We start from the raw sequence: 19826 nt of genomic DNA on the forward strand, positions 1-19826 counted from the left end.
TTTTTAACGCCAGAGATTATGACCAATATTAAAACAGCGTTTATGCTATCTATCCAAGTTTAAAAATCTCTTACCTCTGGATGAGGTTTTTTTCGAACCATGTCTTTGTTTAACCTGAAGGAGTGTGGCGCGATCAGGGATTCTACTAGAAAATTAAATTCTATAACAATCAAAAGCTATTAAGGAAACGATTGACTCTTTCCTTCAATCGTCTACCCTGATGGGACAATACGCTTATTTAAGTGGCTTGGAATTAATCCAAACTTCTTTTTAAAGGAATGAGAGAAATGCGAAAGGCTTTCGAAGCCCAACTCCAAATAGATAGCTGAGGGTCTTTGATGTTTATTTTCAATTAAAAATTTTGCTGCATCTAAGCGTTTGGATAGCAGCCATTGGCGAGGTGGAAGATCAAAAGCTTTTTGAAAATCCCGCTTGAATCCCGCCAGGCTCCGGCCAGTTAGCTGAGCGAATTTTTCTATAGGCACATTAAAATGAAAGTTGTTCAGCATGAACTTTTCCAGATCAATTTTATATGGTTCGGCGTAATCAAACAGAAAATTTCGCAATGAAGGAAGCGCCAGGAGTAATAATTTAATGCCTTCTTTTACTTTTAATATACCCATCTCATCAGTCATACTGGCTCCTGAACTTCTTGCATAAGGAACGATAGATTGAAAATAGCCCTGCAAAAATTCGTTAGCAGGAATCAGTAGGTTTGGCCTTCCGATATATTTGCCGACAGTAGTAATTTTCTCTTCCAACGCGATTTTACGCATTAAGTCTTCCTGGAGTGAGATTACAATGGTCTCATAACTTCCCTTCTCGCCGGGCGTCTTGGTGAGGGTACCCAACTGGTTTTTGCCAATCAGCAGCATTTCTCCCGCCCCCATCGAAATACTTTGCTCAGAGGTTTCCAGTGTGAATTCACCGGAAACCTGAAGTATCAAGGTATGGTGGTTCCAAAAACATGCTTTCTGCCTCCGCTGGGTAGAGAGATACGAGTAAAAGATTACACCTGGAAGAATTTCTGCTGGACTTTCCATTTATCGCGCTAAATAGGTGCCTCCTTTGATGGCGCCTGTTGCAAAAGTAGTATTTAAAGTATTCATTTCTTCCTCGCTGAATTCAATTTCCATTGCTGCAAGATTTTCAGCCAGGCGCGATCTTTTGCTCATGCTTACCAAAGGCATGATTTGTTTGCTCTGCTGTTTTACCCAGGCGATCGCAAGCTGTGTAGGTGTGAATCCTTTTGCGGATGCCAAATCTTTCAGCACTTCGACTTTTTGGAGATTATGCAGCAGGTTTGCTTCCTGAAATCTGGAGAAATGCTGACGGTAATCCTGATCACTAAGCGGTGCGCTTAGTTCTCCGCTTAGTAAACCTTCCGCTGTGTTTGCAAAAGCAACTACAGCAACACCCAAATCTCTGGCTGCTGGCAGCAATTCATTTTCTATTTGCCTGTCCGCTAGAGAATACCCGATTTCAAGTGCACTTATCGGATGAACATCATTGGCCTTACGCAGCTGCTCAGCGGTAATTTCTGATACGCCGATGTAACGGACCTTACCCTCCTTCACCAGCTCAGCCACGGTTCCGATAATATCTTCCACCGGTACGCTATCATCCATCCGGCTAGGCTGATAGAGATCTATGGTATCAATACCAAGGCGGGTAAGGGAGTAATTTACAAAGTTTTTGATTGAATTTGGCTTAAGATCAAGGCCCAACCATTGACCGTTATGGAAAATCGCCCCAAACTTGACACTAATAAAAGCATCGTTCCGTCTCCCTTTTATCGCTTTTCCGATGAGCATTTCGTTGTGGCCGGCGCCATAAAAATCACCGGTGTTTAAAAAGTTTATGCCAAGATCCAAAGCTTGGTTAATCGTAGCCATACTTTCTGATTCATCTGGAGTAACTCCTCCCCATATGGAGGACATGCGCATACAACCCAGCCCAAGACTGGATACAAAGGGACCATTTACGCCCAACTGAATTTGATTGATGTTTTTCATAACACAAATATCCAGCCTGCAAGGAAAATAAAATTGTCTGGAAAGCTCAATTAATTTGCTTGTGCGGCTCAAATTGGGTTCGCAAAATAAATATTAGATAAAGCACGCGGGGTGTTTAGCTAGCCTTTATTATAGGGAGAAGGTTCAATTTTTATTAGGTACTCATTGATCTTAGTTGATACCTTCGCTAAAATCTTATTTGCAACAGGCTAGCAGTATGCTCTTATACGGCAAACAGGAAGCGCTACAATAGGATTTAACCATAGCCTGCATATGGTAATTGAATAATTTTGAAAGAGAAACCTTGAATGTTTTTTAGCAGTAAGAAAAAAGCATGTTGGAATTGTAGCCATCGTTATTCATACGTATCACAATTTCGGTCCCAAAAGAGCTTTAATGGAAATATCGTCTGGATTTTCTGGTTGGATAAAATTTAACTATGGCTGGACGGCGGGCGTTGAGTCCATTTTGGTTTTCACTGCGAATTGATTTTCCCAAACCAAACTTTTCAGCTTTGCCGTAGTTTAATTCATCGTGCGCATGCGCTTTAAAATTCTACGCTTGCTCTTAGCTAATCTTGATGATGGGGAGCTGCATCGTTGCGCAAAGTGAGTACGATAAAAAACTGAATTACCTTAGTTAGATCAAAGCGAAGCCCAATGAGAGAAAAAAGCAGTAAAGAGATGATCCTGGTCCGCGGCGCAAGAGAGCACAACCTAAAAAATGTCAGTCTGGAAATCCCCCGGGATAAACTGGTGGTTTTTACTGGCGTATCCGGATCAGGAAAATCCTCACTGGCGTTTGGAACGCTATATGCTGAAGCCCAAAGACGTTACCTAGAATCGGTTTCCCCGTATGCCCGCCGGCTTTTTAACCAGATGAGTGTGCCTGAGGTAGATTCTATTGAAGGTCTGCCACCCGCGGTAGCGCTTCAACAACAGCGCGGCGGATCCAGCACGCGCTCCTCTGTAGGAAGCGTCACCACCTTATCCAATCTTTTGCGCATGCTTTATTCCCGGGCAGGAGACTATCCAAAAGGTCAATCCATTATATATGCGGAAGGGTTCTCACCCAACACCCCGCAAGGGGCATGCCCGGAGTGTCACGGACTTGGAAGTGTCTTTGAGATAAACGAGCGAACTATGGTTCCTGATGACAACCTTACCATCCGTGAAGGTGCAATTGCTTCCTGGCCCAAAGCATGGCAGGGCCAGAATCAGCGGGATATCCTGGTATCAATGGGTTACAATGTAGATGTGCCATGGAAAGCGTTAGCTAAAAAAGATCGTGACTGGATACTCTTTACCCAGGAAACGCCCACAGTCCCGGTATATCCCGGCTTCACACCAAAAGAAACCGCCAAGGCAGTCCGCGATAAAAGAACGCCGGATTATATGGGCACCTTTATAGGTGCCAAGCCGTACATCCTTAAAACCTTTTCTTCCAGCCAGTCCGAGCTGATGAGAAACAGGGTCAGGCAGTATATGATCAGTGCCGCATGTCCGGTTTGTGAGGGTAAGCGGCTCAACAAAGAATCCCTTTCGGTTAAGTTCGAAGGTAAAGATATCGCTGAACTTTCCCGTTTGCCGCTTTCTGTCCTTTTACAAATCTTTAGTTATTACGCCAGCCAAGAAGCAAAGGACGAAAAGCAAATTGTCACCCAACGTATTTCCGCAGACATCAGTTCACGCCTTTCTGTGATGCTTGAACTTGGATTAGGGTACCTTACCCTCGATCGCAGTACGCCAACGCTATCCCCGGGGGAACTGCAGCGACTCCGGCTCGCCACCCAGGTGCATTCCAACCTTTTTGGGGTTGTATATGTACTCGATGAGCCCTCGGCGGGGTTGCATCCGGCCGATACGCAGGCATTGCTAAAGATACTCTACAAACTGAAAAAGGCAGGCAATAGCATTTTCGTCGTCGAGCATGAAATTGAAGTGATCAGAAATGCAGACTGGATCATTGATGTTGGACCGGGCGCGGGTTTGCAGGGCGGAGAGATTATCTACAGCGGTCCGCCTGAAGGGCTAAAGAAAGTCAGCAAGTCCATGACAGGTAACTTTCTTTTTGACAAAGCACCTCGCCCCTTGGCTAACCCCCGCGAACCGCTGTCCATGCTTAGTCTTAGTGGGGCGACACGCCATAACATCAAAAACCTTGACATAGACTTTCCCCTTGGGGTAATGACCTGCGTCACCGGCATTTCAGGATCGGGAAAGAGCAGCTTGGTCAGTCAGATTTTGGTTGACCTGGTGGCCACTGGCCTGGGCCAGCAGATTCAAGGAGACTCTGAGCCCGCAGAAGACCTGCAACCAAACGAAAAAACCGCACCTGTTCAGGGAAAAATTACTTCAGGACTGGAAAGGATTTCCAGACTAATCGTGGTCGATCAGAAACCAATTGGAAGAACCCCCAGATCCAATCTTGCAACGTACACCGGTTTATTTGACTTGGTCAGAAAACGTTTTGCCAGTACAACACTTGCAAAAAAGAGAAAGTATGATGCCGGAAGATTTTCATTCAATGTCGCTAAAGGCCGTTGCCCGCACTGCCTGGGAGAAGGCTACATCATGGTCGAACTCCTTTTTCTACCCAGCGTCTATACCCCATGCCCAACCTGTGGGGGCACAAGATACAATCCTGAGACACTACAGGTGATTTATCAGGAGAAAAATATTGCCCAGGTACTGGAGATGACTGTCGATGAAGGCTATACTTTTTTTGCTCAGGATCCCGCTGTTTACCGTTCGCTTGAGCTACTGCGGGAAGTTGGTTTAGGTTATCTCAAGCTCGGGCAGTCCGCGACCGCTTTATCCGGTGGTGAGGCGCAACGGGTGAAACTGGCGACTGAACTCCAAAAAAGTCAAAATGGTTCCGCCTTATATATTTTAGACGAACCCACCACAGGCTTACACCCCTGTGATGTTGAAAAGTTGCTCATCCAGCTCAACCGTCTTGTCGATGCGGGAAATACAGTCATTGTAGTTGAACACGATATGCAGGTTATTGCCCAAAGCGACTGGATCATTGATATCGGTCCTGAAGCGGGTGATCTTGGGGGTAAGATCCTCTATTCAGGACCGGCAAAAGGGCTAACCAAGGTGAAGGAAAGTAAAACTGCGCCTTTTCTTCAACAATATTTATATCCAATCCAAACCTAGCGATCAAAAAAATGTAAATAAATCTATTCCCTTTTTTTTGTGCCGCAACCACTGGCAAACATATTTCGGTAATACTCACACCTCATTGCTGGATACTACTTGACCCGTATGTTTCAAAAGTTGTCAAATCGCGGCAAATATCTAAAATAAAAGTAATTTAAATACTCCGCGCTTTGACCTCTTTTTGATGATGGCACGTTAATAAAATAGGGTTTAGGGAATATCATTTTGAGTTCATCCTACATAATCATTGACAAAATTTAATTTTAAACTAAATTTTGTCACAAAATTAGGGTAAATTAATTGCTGTTTTGTCACAGAATTAGGGTAAGTAATGCTGGTGGTTGTAATAGAATTAGGGTAAATCTTTCCGTTGTTGTTGCTAATGGCTTGAGTAAATCCCTTTTAACTTTCTTACTATTCTATCTGAGTGAACTCAAGGTGAGTTTAATGTGTTAGAAAAACTCAGTTCGTAAATCTCAGCGCTCGCCTACGAGCGCAGCAACAAAAATTTTGAATATTTAGGACGTGAGTTCTTTAGTCCTCTGGTTTTGCAAATGCAATTTAATCCAAAACGGCAGATATCTTAACTCGTTGTTGTCTGCATTGGATTACTTCAAAAAGCAAAGCAATATTTACGTTTTCGATGTATCCCCTTTTCCAAGAGTAATATCGCACCAAACTTTCCTCTACTAAAAATTATAGAACACAGCTACCAAAAGTATCTGTTCCCACCGGTAAAACTATTTTGATACAATTTTGTATTAATTTAACTAAAATTCTATCAAGTAAATTTTAGAAAAATAAATACTTATACAACGTTAAACTGAGCGGCGATTCAAAAAGCAACTTCTGCAGAATTGTTCAAGGCCCCGAGAGGCTTCTAAAATTGCGGAGGATTGAAAGCTTTGACCTCATCGACTCAGTTTCTTTTCTCTTGGCAGACGATGATGAAATTATCGGCACAAACAGAAGTCTGAATTGATTAAATAATGGCAGTGGGAATCTATAACGACGATTTTTTAAATTTAAAACGGCAAACTGGCGACCCCGCGGCTGATGCATTCATAAAATATGTCTTCGCCGACCAGGAGAGAAAACACCAGTTAAGGCATTGGCTCGAAGGAAAGGCAAATGCAGCCGATTTAGATGCCATGTTCCCAGGCTGTGGTTTTCTCGCCGGTGCTGGAGATTTACCGGTATGGGCCGATAAAAAATTAATCAGCGCAGGTCAGGCCTTTTTTGCTCAGCACGCGCAGGATATTATGACCTTACTCGGTTTATTATCGCTCCCCTACTGTTACACCGCTGCCGATGGAGCGATGGTTTTGTATCTATCAGAAAAGATAAGAAATCAAACCACAAAACGCCTATATGATACTGCGGTTTTTGTTTGGGATGTGATGGCGCCTGAGGCTTTCTTTAAAGGGGGGAGCGCTTTTAGCGATATTCTGCGTATACGCCTGGTCCATGCGGCTGTCCGCTTTTATACGCTCCAAAGTGGAACCTGGGATGAAAAGCTCGGCATCCCAATTAACCAGGAAGATATGGCCGGCACAAACCTTTCCTTTTCCTTAATCGTAGTTCGAGGTCTGCGTAAACTGGGTGTCCAGATAAGTAACCCACAACAGATAGCATTTCTGCACCTCTGGAAGGTGGTGGGCTATTTGAGTGGATTGGACGAAGACTTGTTGCCCGAAAACGGGAAGATGGCTATACAACTCGATCTGGCAATTAAAAAGCGCCAGTTTCGGAGTTCTACCCATGGGCAGGAACTTACAAAATCACTTATAGAGCACATTTTAAAAGTAAACAGACGCAAAGTGAGTAGCAATGATATCCTTGGTTTAATGCGGCATCTACTGGGTAACGAAGTTGCAGACATGCTCAAAGTCCCCGGACCAGAACTACCCAGATATAAGCTAACCCTTCTAAGAGCGATGAAATTTTTCGAAAGCTTTAGCAGAGAGGGCGATAGCAGTCATCTTTATTATAAGGCTTACAGCGCCTTTAAAAAACAGAATAGGGAACTTCGGCAGAAGAACCTACTTTAACCCAATGAGCCAATAACATGAAATCTTCTCAGATTATCCGGCATCAAGTACAATGTTGACGAATTTGAAAGAAAGGTAAATATCGCTCAAGTATTTTACTGGTTTTTACTCAAAAAGCCTGAAAATTCAGTTCATAAATCCCAGCGATTCGATTCGGCAAGTATGATGGAAAGACACCTGAAGCTTCTTATCAGCTGGACAGCATCGGCCGGCTGTTGGCGTTTATGAGCCGTTATGCTAAATGTATATCAAGAAGCGTTACAGGAAATCCCTTTAGTTACCCCCGGACGGTATAGGCGCAAAACATGCAAGCGAAATCGCAGCCCAGATTTCCAGAGTAGTTGGGAAATGGTCGGCAGTCGCAGAGCAAGCGAAGATGAGTAAAGGAAAACTTGAAATTATACGCCTGGCATCTGCGGCATCTATTGATTTTTTGGACAAACAATTACCCGCAAAATGATTGTTATGCAAGTCATTAACGTTGCTTTTGTTTGAAATGACAATCATCATATATCGAATGGAGCGATTCTTTTTTTTGAAAACGTTAGCAACAATATCAGTCTGATAAACTATAATCTTATGTATTCGATTATTATCAACTATGAAATAAAGATAATTAGGAAGTTGCGTCAGGATTATCCTAATTAAACGAAGCTCCGAATTTTAACGGAGCGCTTCCTGTTTTAGTCCTGAATAACCCTGCTAAAGGACTGCGGATGCTTAAAGCCCGGGCCGTAAGATGAAATAGAGATTTGTTGAGCTGAAATCTGCTTCATTACCGAGCGCTGAAAATCAACTGAAAAATACCGCATTGGAATCTACTCCAAAACGAAATATTAGAGAGATAAGGTAAATATTTAACAGCAGTTCAAATTAAACATACGCATTGTTATCTACCAGCGTTAAAGCATAATTTCGCTCTCCCAGGGATCATCTTAAGATAAGCATCTTGCAATTTACCCAAAAAAAATAAGGATGATGCAACTATGACTTAAAAGTATTTCTCCTGTTAAACATTTTGTTTCATATTTTTGCCATCATATTCCTGAACATGTACACTTTCCTTAGCAAACCATTCATTGCTGTAAACCTTTTGAAATAAATGCAGACCCATGAATTCGTCTCTTTCATAAAAAGAATTGTTTCCATAGAACAGCATGAGCTCGATCTTATACGCTCCCGGTGCAGGTTCAAATCAATACGCAAAGGCAGGCTCGTACTGAAAACCGGCCAGATTGCCAACCAATACTTTTTCATTATAAGCGGTGGTCTGCGGTTCTATTATGAATTAAATAATAAGGAAAATACAACCTGGGTATGTTTTCAAAATGAATTCTTTACTGAAATTTCCAGTTTAAATCCGCAAAAGCCAACCCGGTTTAACATTCAGGCGATAGAAGAAACACAACTGCTGATTATCGACAAAAAAGACATGGACTTTCTATATGCGCACATTCCCGGCTGGGAAGAATTCGGGCGTAAAGTGTGGGAAGCCACAGCGGCAAGGATGGTAGACCAACTTTTAAATTTCCAAACGATGTCTGCCGAAGAACGTTATGCCGGATTTTTAGAAGTGCCCGAGTTGTTAATGAAAATCCCTGTTAAAGACCTCGCTTCTATTCTAGGAATTACCCCCAACGCCTTAAGCAGGATCCGGGCAAAATTAAGATAGCTAGATTTACTACCAACTGGTAGTTTTACCAGCCTCTGCTCCTGTTAACTTTGATCATAAAAAAAACATGACCAGATGCTAGAAAATTCAACAGCTATTAACCATTGCTTTTCCGACGAAAAGTTAATTGAAGACTTTCCAGGTTTTACGAACCACTATGAAAAAGTAAATGGAGTCAGACTTCACTATGTAAGGGGAGGTTTAGGAGATCCCCTCCTATGCCTTCCCGGCTGGCCACAAACCTGGTATTCCTACCGCAATGTGGCACTGGAACTTTCCAAAACACACACGGTATTCATCGTTGATATCAGGGGCATGGGGACTTCAGAAAAACCTGAATCTGGCTTCGACAAGAAGAATATGGCAACAGACATCATAGAACTCATAAAAACGCTCAATCTTGAGCAGGTTAACCTAATCGGACATGACATTGGTGGCATGGTTGCAATGAGTCTGGCGTTTAACTTTCCCCGGTACGTAAAAAAACTAATCATAGCAGATGGAATGCATCCCAGTGAAGGCATGATGCATATGTCTTTATTACCTGCTGCCGGCACTTTTGGAGAAAAAATGGATGCAAACCTTCCCTATGCTTGGTGGATGGGTTTTAATCAGGTAAAGGGCCTCCCTGAACTGATTCTTGAAGGTCGCTTCAGGTTCCTGATTGACTGGCTCTTCCATTACGTGATGATTGATGAATCCCTGATGAGCGAGACTGAGCGAGAAATCTATGCCGCCGCCTACAATGACAAAGAAAGCATCAGGGCTTCCAATGCTTGGTATCAAAGCTTTACTACTGATATCGAAGATGCTAAATCATACGAGCCCTTGCTAATGCCAGTACTTGGTATTGGAAGTTATGTAAGCTATAATTATATGAAAATGGCTTTGCCTTATGTATGTAAAAACCTCGCTATGGCTGAAATGACCGAAAGCGGACACTATTTGTTTGAAGAGCATCCGAAGGCAGTTATCGAGGCGGTAAACGAATTTTTAAAAAAATAAAGCTATCTTAAAAAGAAATGAAAAAAACAATTTTGGTTGCCGGGGCAACAGGCCATTTGGGATCGATGATATGCCTGGCCCTGGCTGAACGCGGCGCAGCTGTAAAAGCACTGGTTCGTCCTGAAAGTGATCCTGAAAAGATTGCTTTTCTCACCCGAAATGGTATTGCGCCGGTTAGCGCCCAATACAGTGACCTCAAAAGTCTTGCGGAGGCCTGCAGGGGCGCTGATTGCATTATATCCGCACTGGCCGGCCTGGGTGAAGTAATCGTTGAGCATCAAAGCGCCTTACTGGATGCTGCCATTATGAGTGGGGTAAAAAGGTTTATCCCATCTGATTTCTGTACGGATTATAACCCCTTGGTTCCTGGCGAAAATAGAAATTTCGATCTACGGAGAAAGTTTAAAGCTTACATTGATGGAAAGACCATAGCGGCAACATCAGTTTTTAATGGTGCATTTGCCGATATTCTTAAATACAATACCCCTATTCTTGATTTAAAAAATAAGACAATAGGTTATTGGGGAGAACAGGCTGATTGGAAGCTGGATTTCACGACGATGGAGAACACGGCAGCTTTCACTGCAGAAACCGCTCTTCAAGAAAAAACGCCGCGGAATCTGCATATCGCAAGCTTTCAGGTTAGCCCAAACAGCTTAGCGCAAATTATCGAATCCATAACAAACGAACATTTCACTGTTCATAAAATCAGTGAGCTTGACCAGTTTGCGAAGTTCATATGGAAACAGCGGGAAGATAATCCCTCCGGAGAAATGGAACTGTATGCCAAATGGCAACAGGCGCAGTACATGTATTCGATGTTTACCACTCAACACCCATCCCTGGATAACCAAACCTTCAAGCTAATAGAATGGTCTTCAGCAGCTGATTACCTCAGGACTTTTATAAATCAGGCAGGCTAAAAGACTGTATTAATTGCTCCCGGCTCAAAAATCCGGGAGCAATTCAATTTGTCAATTCAGCTTGCATTACACTTTCTGTTGATAACTAACATGATGTGCTCAGCCAGTAAACGGATAATAAAGTGACGAGTCGAAATCTCAAAATGTAAAATAATGAAACCAACATGGTGCGGTGCAATGGGACTAATTTATCAACCCACACGAAATCAGATATTATAAATCATAAATATCTATAGCGCTACATCAGCGCTGGGACGAATCAAATATTTTATCCAGTTCAAAAAACCGAATTCATCTACCTCCATCCCAGTCCCGGGGCTACATGCTCGAGGATTGACGAGAGCACATGCATATTGTAATCCACCCCCAAGGTATTTGGAATGGTCAACAGCACTGTATCCGCCTCCTGTATAGCCTGGTCTTCTGCCAACTGTTTAATCAGCTGATCAGGTTCTGCCGCATAGCCCCTGCCAAATACCGCTCTTTGGGTAGGTTCGATATAGCCAAAGCTGTCCGAGCCTTTACCCTGCCCTCCAAAATACATCCTGTCCTGATCGTTCATCAGCGCAAAAATGGAACGGCTGACAGATACCCTTGGCTCGCGCGAATGCCCCGATTTTTTCCAGGCATCCTTATACATTCTGATTTGCTCGGCCTGTTGGATATGGAAGGGCTTACCGTTTTCATCAAACTTCAAAGTTGAGCTCTGCAAATACATGCCCTGCTCTGCGGCCCATATTGCCGTAGCATTGGAGGCTGCCCCCCACCAGATCCGCTCCCGGAGACCTTCGGAATAAGGTTCCAATCGAAGCAGTCCCGGAGGATTTGGAAACATTGGATTTGGATTGGGCTGTGCAAAACCCTTGCCCTCAAGCCTTTTCAAAAACTCCATCGCGTGAAGCCTTCCCATATCCGCATCACTTTCTCCCTCACCAGGTGCAAAGCCAAAATGTCTCCACCCTTCAATCACCTGCTCGGGAGAACCGCGGCTGATACCGAGTTGCAACCTGCCACCGGAAATAAGGTCAGCAGACCCTGCATCTTCTACCATATACAAAGGGTTTTCATATCGCATATCAATGATTCCGGTTCCAATCTCGATGCTAGAGGTCTTAGCCCCAATTGCTGCAAGCAGTGGAAACGGCGAAGCGAGTTGCTTGGCAAAATGATGAACCCTGAAGTAGGCACCATTCAAACCAATCTCCTCTGCAGCAACAGCCAGATCGATGGACTGTAACAAAGTATCTTTAGCCGTTCTGGCAAGATAGGAAGGATGATCGGCCCAATGCCCGAAAGATAAAAATCCAATTTTCTTCATTTATCAAATATTTACAATCAAAGTTAGGATACCGCAGAACTCCGCCGGTCACTCCCGGGTCATTATAGACCGGCAATTCCGGCAAACAATCCCCAGCCCGGATTGTTCCAAAGAAATCAATGTCCGAAGCAAAAAAGATAAAGTCCAAAAAACATTTCGAGGAAGCAATCATGCTCGAACGCGCTGGCGATACCCCAAACGCCATTAAACTTTATCAGAAAGCGGTTGCCATCGACCCCACCAACACCCATGCATGGAACAGGCAGATGATCCTTTACCGAAAGACCAAAACAAAAGATCAGGAAGCACAGCTCATAAAAACAGCAACATCTGAATTTCAAAAAGCGACCGAAGCCAAACAACAGGATTGGCTGAAAACCAACCAAACCAAGGCCGACAGCAGTCGCGAACTCGCCCAGGTCCTCGGCATGCTTGAACCAACCGGACTACCAAAAAGTTACGATCAGACCATAGACAAGTGGCAGACCAGGCTATATCTACTTGAATACCGCATTAAAAATGCAAGGAAGAAAAAAGCGTCAGTAAAAAACAAAAAACAGAAGCTGCCTACACCAGTAAAATCAACTCCAGCTAAGCGCAAATTGAAGCAAACCAAAACACCAGTGCCAAAAGCAAAAAAAGTAAGAAGACAGACGCCCGATTAGAAAAATTCAGGAACAGGCTTCTGAATCACTTCTGCAAGCCATTATTATTATCGGAGATTCTTGCAAACGACTTATCGGGAATGGGTGAAAACATTTGCGGTTTAGATAACATACGTAATCCAAATGGTGCGTTTACAAATCTCATGTTTAGGTAACAAATAGACAAGCAAAAAATATCCTGAGGAAATAAAGTAGAACGAACGCTACTTAAAATATCGGTCAGTTTGCCCTGGCTTCAACCTTACCCAAACCAATTACTTCTACTCCACGATAAGGTCATTTATTGTACTTAATGATTTACCAACCCCTAATCAACGCCATACTGATCAGGTGTTCGCAGTTTTAGATTGATAAGCGAAAATCATTATTCAAGAAATTTTCTTAGGCGGTCACTGTCGAGCAAAGCAAGTAATGCTTCCGGAGTCAATGGTTTGATCAGAAATCCATTAACCATTGGATAGCTTAGCGCCTTTTCTTTATCTGAATCATTTACGGAGGAAGTAACCATTAATACGGCTATCTCTGATTGGAAGCTAACAGTAGAGAGAAAGTCTAAAAGTTGCCAGCCGTTCACCACCGGCATATTAATATCAAGCAACAACAACAGCTCTTCACTTTTGTGTTTTATAATATATTCCTGCGCCAGGGTTCCGCTTTCAAAGGTTAGGACAGCTGCACCTTTTGCACTGTCGTCCAAGATTGTCTCATGAAGGAACAGAACAATTGGGTCATCGTCTATGATAAGTATTTTTCTGTTCATAAATCGGGTTCAGCTAACTCTTCGGATTTAACTACAACTTCTCTGATGACCGCATCAAGCTCTTGCGCCGAGGTGTTGAGATAATCAAGGATTTTTTCAGTTGCAGGAGCTTGCGGCATTCTGCTTGACAAGAGCTGCACCAGCCCCATCAGTTTGGCAAGCGGGGCCCTAACTTTATGTGACTGTATCCAGGCAACTTCCCTAAGCCTCTTATTTCTCAACTCTATTGCCTGGAACTGTCTGAGCCGTTCCGTAATGTCGGTTGCGATAATAACTTTTGCCTTCCTTCCCTTGTATATTATGGTGTTACTTTTAATGTCTACCTGAATAATTTCGCCATTCTTTTTGGTATGGTTAAAGGTTCCCCTGAATATGGAAGCTTCGTTTTTGCGGGTCTTAATCATTGCTTTTTCAAGTTTGCGGATTTCCTCAGGAGGTCTTATCGCTCTGATGTTCATGGATAAAAATTCCTTTTTGCTGTAACCATAGCTGGCAATCGCGGTTTGGTTAACATCAACAAAATCGAGGGTTTCAAAGTCGTATACCCACATTGGCAGCGGGCTCAAATGGAAGAGTTCACTGTATCTTTTTTCCGACTCTTCAAGCTCGGCTCTGGCTGCTCTTGCAGAAAACTCCGCGTGCATTTGCTGGTCAATATCCTGTAAGCTACCAAAAATTCTCAAACATTTACCCTCGACCATTTCGCTGCTTCCAATACTTCTCACCCACTTGAGTTGACCGGAATTGGTTTTTATCTGAAGTACTTCGTCCCAGGGAACACCTTGATTTCTCGCAGCGAGGATGCGTTTCTGCATCATCTCCATTGTCTCCTGCGGATAGAATGCCCCAAGAGGCATATCTTCAGTCGGAAGATACCCCGAATCCGCATCCATAATCTCACGTGTTATGATTGACCAACTCACTTTTTTTTCTGGGAAAGTCTGCTCCCAGCTTCCAATCCGGGCAAGGCTGTTTGAATTCAGCAAAAGCTGCTCGAGCTCTTTTTTATCGGTGATATCCTTGGCGACAGAATAGATAAGTCCTTCGCGCTGAATCGGGTGAGATGTCCAGGCTAGCCACTTGCTCCTACCGTCGAGGGTAAGATACTGCTCCTCAATGTAATAGTTTTTACCGCTTTGTCGAAGGCTTTCAAGCTCGCTGATGTTTAACTGTTTCTCGTTTGGATGCAAAAAATCGCTGAAAGGCTTTGAAAGCAAGGTTTCCATGCTATATCCAAGCAGCTCTGATGCAGCGGGGTTTAGCTTCTTGAAGTTACCCGAAAAATCTGTAATGGCTATAATATCGGGGGCCAGCTTGAAGATATGTTCTAAATCTTGTTCGAGTTTTTTTCGATGAAGCTCTGTAGCCAAATGACTTCCTAAATCCTCAGGCAGGCCGGATAGGTCTAAAGGTGCGGTTTTTGTTGTCCCCAGTAAGAGTACGCCGATAAGCGTTTCATGGCGGTAAAGGGGTATTCCACAAAGTCCCCTGATATCTTTCTTGAATAGTTCTTCACCGGTATTGCCTAATTTCCAGTGACCGGGTTTCCCGTTGTTTTTGATCTGTTGCGCATAATGTTTATTAATAAAAACATCATCGCGGTGAAGCCCGCTACCCGCTTCGGCGTCATTGTGGAAACGGCATGCAGAAAGTTCGAGCGAATCACTCAAATCATCGTTGGTAAAAAGGGCCGCACATGCAAACTTCCCGAACTCACAGACTTTCGACAACATGGCCACAACGGTGTCACGCAAACCTTGCTCTTTATTGAATATGGTGTTGATATCGGATAGTAGTTGCTGTTTGATTTCACGGTTCTTGTTTTCAGTCACATCACGAAGAATGGCCACCCAGTGGGTGTGAATCCCCTGTGGGTCCGCGACCGGGGCAACCGAATAACTTACCCAGATTTCGTCACCGTTTTTTTTATAATTGATGTTGGTGCCCTGATAGGGTTGACTGCTTTCAATGCACGCAAGCAACTTTTCGAGTTCCAAGTGGTCAGAACCGGAGCCCTGAAGAAACCAGGGATTTCGGCCTTCCACTTCTCCGGACCGGTATCCCGTCATGCGCTCAAAAGCTTTGTTTACAAAAACAATTCCAATATTTTGCTCGCCTGGAGGCAGAATCTGGGCGATAATAACAGCATCAATGGTATTCGTCACAACCGATTCCAGCACCCTCAAACGTGCCTCCTCTTTTTTTCTCAGGGTGATGTCCTGCATGGCGCCAATCATCCTTTGCGGCCTGCCCTGGTTATCACGAATCACAAAGCCCTTGTCAACGACATGGGCATAATTTCCGTCGGCTTTTAAAAATCTATAATCATCTCTCCAATTCGTTTCCTCTGATGCCAGAAATGATTCCAGCTTGGCTTCCACCCGCTGAGCATCAGCTGGGTGTATCCTGCTGTGCCAGCTCATGATATCTGACTGCAATGTATCATCCGAATAGCCGAACATTTTTTTGAAACCCTCTCCCCACAACAGTGTACTTGAGGCGACGTCGTAATCCCATATTGCATCAGATGTTGCCCTGCTGACGTAGCGGTATCGTTCGTTAGTAACCTCTAAAGCTTTTTGTGCCTGTAAAATATCGCTGACATCTCGGGAGTTGGCGACGAATCCGCCTATGGAAGGCGTTCCCCGTAGATCGGTAATAATGGTCTGAATCCACCGCCAGGTTCCGTTATTATGCCGGAAACGAAACGGGGTTAACGATACTTTCTTTTGCCCGGCGGCATCAGCAAACTCTAGATTGGCTTTTTCAATGTCCTGGGGATGGATGAATTCGAAAGCATTCCTTCCGACGAAGCTATTTGGCTCTAAATCCAGAATGGACTTGGATGAAGGGCTTACATAAAGGTAATTAGCCGTTTCATCTAGTATGGCTATAATGTCCGAGCCATCATGCACCATTGCCTTGAAAAGCTTTCCGTTCTCGAATAAATGCTTTACAGCAAATGCATTCCTGGTAGCGTCCGCGAATGGTATGTGGTCATTTACAAGGCCAGAGGGCGCTTTGGGGCGGATTAGCAATTGTAGCACGTAAAAGACACCCTCGCTGCCAAAGAGGTAACTATATTTAGCCCCGAAGCGCATCGTTTGCGATGATAGTCCCTGCAAACACAAGATAACTGAAGATTCTCTATGTGTTTTTGTTTGGACTGCCTGCAATAGATCTGCAATCAGCACTGACAGAACACCAGGGTCATAAATGTCTGCAGGCAACAGCCCCCCAGGGCCGATTGAATCGATGCCAATAAGTTTCAGGAAATCATCGTTTGCGTAACGGATACCAATCAGTTCATCTTGAATTTTTATAATGCAGGCGGGACCTTGTTGGCTATTAAGCAGCGCTGATACAAGACGAGTGTCAACATAATCATTTTGCATCAGTTCTGAGCTCATATTTAAATTGTGATAAATAGATTTTATCGACCTGTAATCTACATAAAAAAAGAAATACGTAAAGTGAATATGAAGGCGAACGCTTGTTTTATTTTCTGGCCCTGTAAAGCTTAAAAAACTCAATGCAGATTTTCGTTCAAAAACCAGCGCTTTTGATTCGTTAATGAGCGAAATGAGTTTGAAAGGTGAACAGTATGTTTATTTCGACAGTTCAAACAGACAAAACGCTGCTCCTGGAGCACTGTCTTATTCCTGTTCATCGCAATCCAGATAATGGTATGTCCGTGGGGGGGGTATTGAATTAAGGTTATTGTCCAGCCAACACAAGAACCCGCGTGCAGACATTTTTACATTCTTTAGAACGAATGCGACACAGACAGTACCGAGGCTCATAGGTCGTCGAGCATAAATCAGCTGCCGAGCATCTCGGCAACGACCGTTTATTCAGACCGAGCGTTAACTAAGCGAGGAGCATTTATGTCAGTCAGTTTTATTTCGAATCATATCATGTGAGAAGCACAAAGCCAGATACTAAGGATGAGTCCCTTTAAACGGACAAATCTGCGTTGTGGACCATGACCTAAAAACACAGGCTAGTTTTCCATCAGGCAGAATTATCCTAATTTTCCTTTGGCGAAAGTTATAATCAGCTAATTCTGGATAGCATCATCGGATGTGTTCTATTAGAGTTCCATTGCGGAACGTAAATATTTTCATCCTGGTCGATGCAAACATCATGCGGATGAATAAAGATTTTCGAAAGTTGCTTTTGAGGCAACAGTCTATGATTGTGGTAAATCGGCTCACTGGCCCCTGGAGACGAAATAACCTTGTCATACTCATCAAGGATGGTAATAAATCCTGAGCCATAATTCTGATTGTCTCCAGAACGAAAAACCGCCGCGTAAATATTGTTATGATATACTACGGGCCTGCAAACAAAAGATCCAGGCAAACTAATTTTATTGATATACTCTCCTTCTAAACTGAACCGCTTAATGCAATTCTCATTTCTTGATGTGATCAATAATGAAGATAGCCCCTTCTTGCGGTTATCAAGAGCAATGCCATGCACGCAATCAAAATGCTCTTTTCCTGGGCCTTTTCCGCCCCAATGCCTTAAATATTCGCCTTTCGCGTTATATTGAACTACGAACTGATGTCCGTATCCATCTGTAACATAAATATCCCCATTTGTAGCAATTAATGTTTCTGTTGGCTTAAATTCATCAGCAGATTGGTATAAACCAATTTCCTTGGGAAAATCAATTTCAAAAATAACTCTGCCTGTCAGGGAGGTTTTAAAAACCTTATGCCTAAGGGTATCTGTAATGTACAAAAATTCCGTCCCATTCTCGTTGTGAATACTCAACCCATGTCCACCCGGAAACTCATTTCCCCAGCTGCCTTTAATTTCGCCATCTCGATTATAAATGAGTATATTATTTTTGGTTTCATTAGTTAGCAGATAAAGCAGACCGCTTCTAGCCTGTACCATTTCGTGACAGTCATTTACCGGATAATTAGCCCGGTTATTTTGCAACCAATGCTCATTTACTTTATATTGATAGCCGTTGTGCCCAAGGATGATACCCATAACTAAGTGTCTCTTTTAATTTTAATAGCGAATAACGACCATGTAGCAATTAACATTAAAACTGCTGACACCTGGTAAATAACCGATAAATCAATATTTGCATCCTTTAAAGCGCCACCTACGTAAACCATCAAACCTCCGATTATGGTGCTTAAAAAATTAAGAAAACCATAACCTGTCGCAATGTATCTGCTATCGGCAATTTGGCGCAGTATAGGCATTAAGTTGGCATCGTTAAACCCTCTGGCGATGCCGAAAATAAACATAGCAATAATCGCTATTGCAAAGATGCTGGTTGATGACATGAGAAACAAAAACGGAGCACCCAACGTAAAACCTATGATAATCATATAAACTCGGCTTTTTTTGTTTTTAAGGAACCACTTATCGGCTAAAAAACCCCCTAAAATTACCCCGATGAAAGATCCGATTTGAATGTAGCCTGTTGCAGAAATCCCCGCTTCCCCGAGTTTCAAATTAAAATGTTCTTTCAAAAAAGTTGGTAACCAGCCATAGACTAACCAGTTCGCGGTACCTAAAACACTAAAATAAAACATCAGGATAAGAAACGATCTTTCTTTAAATAAAACTTTCACTGACCCTGATAAACTTAATGGCGGTAGCTCTTTCACTGACTTTTCGACCACAGCTGTCTTTAAATCCTTCAGATAATATAAGAGTAGAAACGAGTATAGAATACCAAAAACGCCAAATACATGGAAACCTGATCTCCAGCCCCACAATTCGGCAATATAGCCGCCCAAACCCCCTAAGGCCAAGCCCGCGTAAAGGCCGCTCATGTGTAAACCCGTAGCCAGCGACCTGGTTTTTCCTTTATGATAGTCTGTTATGAGCGCCAGTGCCGCGGGAATATAGCAAGCTTCGCTTAAGCCCATAAAAACGCGGGCAACCAACATTTCATTAAAAGATGAAGTGAAGCCTGTCCAAAGCGTAACGGCCGACCAAATTGACACACTGAAAATGATCACTTTTCTACGGCTGTATTTATCAGCGAAAAATCCCCCAAAGGGGCTTAGAATACCGTAAGACCAGAGAAAGACGGATGTTAACAAACCAAACTGAGCATCAGATAATGCAAACTCCTTTACGATAGGATCTCTCATTGAAGTGATCATTATCCGATCAAAATAGTTTAAAAATGCAACTACCCAAAGTATTGCAACCAGAGTCCAGGAATAATATGATTTTGCTGATTTTACATTTACCATGATACAAATTTTGT

The 19826-nt window shown here is 43.2% G+C and carries 13 protein-coding genes; 6 read left to right on the forward strand and 7 right to left on the reverse strand.

Annotated features, from left to right (window positions below; genetic code table 11):
• Positions 1–212: 212 nt before the first annotated feature.
• Positions 213–947: an AraC family transcriptional regulator gene (locus ASG14_RS13735; protein WP_235528584.1), complete on the reverse strand. Its 735-nt coding sequence runs from the start codon at positions 945–947 to the stop codon at positions 213–215.
• 96 nt (positions 948–1043) lie between these two features.
• Positions 1044–2015 (reverse strand): aldo/keto reductase, encoded by a 972-nt coding sequence (locus ASG14_RS13740; RefSeq protein ID WP_056871606.1) that lies wholly within the window; start codon positions 2013–2015, stop codon positions 1044–1046.
• Positions 2016–2674: 659 nt separating this feature from the next.
• Here ASG14_RS13740 and uvrA point away from each other — a divergent pair.
• The 5 genes from uvrA (at position 2675) to ASG14_RS13770 (ending at position 10833) form a co-directional block, all read left to right on the forward strand.
• On the forward strand, positions 2675–5179 hold the full coding sequence (gene uvrA / locus ASG14_RS13745; RefSeq protein ID WP_056871607.1) for an excinuclease ABC subunit UvrA: 2505 nt from the start codon (positions 2675–2677) through the stop codon (positions 5177–5179).
• A 992-nt stretch (positions 5180–6171) separates the two neighbouring features.
• Positions 6172–7233, forward strand: coding sequence for an oxygenase MpaB family protein (locus tag ASG14_RS13750; protein ID WP_056871608.1), 1062 nt, complete (start codon positions 6172–6174; stop codon positions 7231–7233).
• Positions 7234–8335: 1102 nt separating this feature from the next.
• On the forward strand, positions 8336–8905 hold the full coding sequence (locus ASG14_RS13760) for a Crp/Fnr family transcriptional regulator (protein ID WP_056871610.1): 570 nt from the start codon (positions 8336–8338) through the stop codon (positions 8903–8905).
• 75 nt (positions 8906–8980) lie between these two features.
• Positions 8981–9910, forward strand: coding sequence for an alpha/beta fold hydrolase (locus ASG14_RS13765; protein ID WP_056871611.1), 930 nt, complete (start codon positions 8981–8983; stop codon positions 9908–9910).
• A gap of 17 nt (positions 9911–9927) precedes the next feature.
• Entirely contained in the window at positions 9928–10833 is a 906-nt protein-coding gene (locus ASG14_RS13770) for an NmrA family NAD(P)-binding protein (protein ID WP_056871612.1), read from the forward strand.
• Positions 10834–11128: 295 nt separating this feature from the next.
• On the opposite strand, the gene ASG14_RS13775 is transcribed toward ASG14_RS13770, so the two are convergent.
• Entirely contained in the window at positions 11129–12151 is a 1023-nt protein-coding gene (locus tag ASG14_RS13775) for an LLM class flavin-dependent oxidoreductase (protein WP_056871613.1), read from the reverse strand.
• 119 nt (positions 12152–12270) lie between these two features.
• On the opposite strand from ASG14_RS13775, the gene ASG14_RS13780 reads away from it, so the two are divergent.
• Positions 12271–12816: a M48 family metallopeptidase gene (locus tag ASG14_RS13780; protein WP_056871614.1), complete on the forward strand. Its 546-nt coding sequence runs from the start codon at positions 12271–12273 to the stop codon at positions 12814–12816.
• 364 nt (positions 12817–13180) lie between these two features.
• Here the strand turns inward: ASG14_RS13780 and ASG14_RS13785 are convergent, their stop codons facing one another.
• The 4 genes from ASG14_RS13785 to ASG14_RS13800 all read right to left on the reverse strand — a co-directional run bounded on the left by ASG14_RS13785 (position 13181) and on the right by ASG14_RS13800 (position 19812).
• Positions 13181–13576: a response regulator gene (locus ASG14_RS13785; RefSeq protein WP_056871615.1), complete on the reverse strand. Its 396-nt coding sequence runs from the start codon at positions 13574–13576 to the stop codon at positions 13181–13183.
• Positions 13573–16986, reverse strand: a complete 3414-nt coding sequence (locus ASG14_RS13790; RefSeq protein WP_157274931.1) for a PAS domain S-box protein — start codon at positions 16984–16986, stop codon at positions 13573–13575. Before ASG14_RS13790 ends, ASG14_RS13785 begins: the two co-directional genes overlap by 4 nt.
• 646 nt (positions 16987–17632) lie before the next feature.
• The gene (locus ASG14_RS13795) at positions 17633–18583 is read right to left on the reverse strand and encodes a 6-bladed beta-propeller (RefSeq protein ID WP_056871617.1); all 951 of its coding nucleotides are present in this window, start codon (positions 18581–18583) and stop codon (positions 17633–17635) included.
• 2 nt (positions 18584–18585) lie between these two features.
• Complete coding sequence (locus ASG14_RS13800) at positions 18586–19812, reverse strand: MFS transporter (RefSeq protein ID WP_056871618.1); 1227 nt, start codon at positions 19810–19812, stop codon at positions 18586–18588.
• Between the last annotated feature and the right edge of the window lie 14 nt (positions 19813–19826).

This window comes from Pedobacter sp. Leaf194 (assembly GCF_001423945.1).
In the GTDB taxonomy this organism is placed as follows: Bacteria; Bacteroidota; Bacteroidia; order Sphingobacteriales; family Sphingobacteriaceae; genus Pedobacter.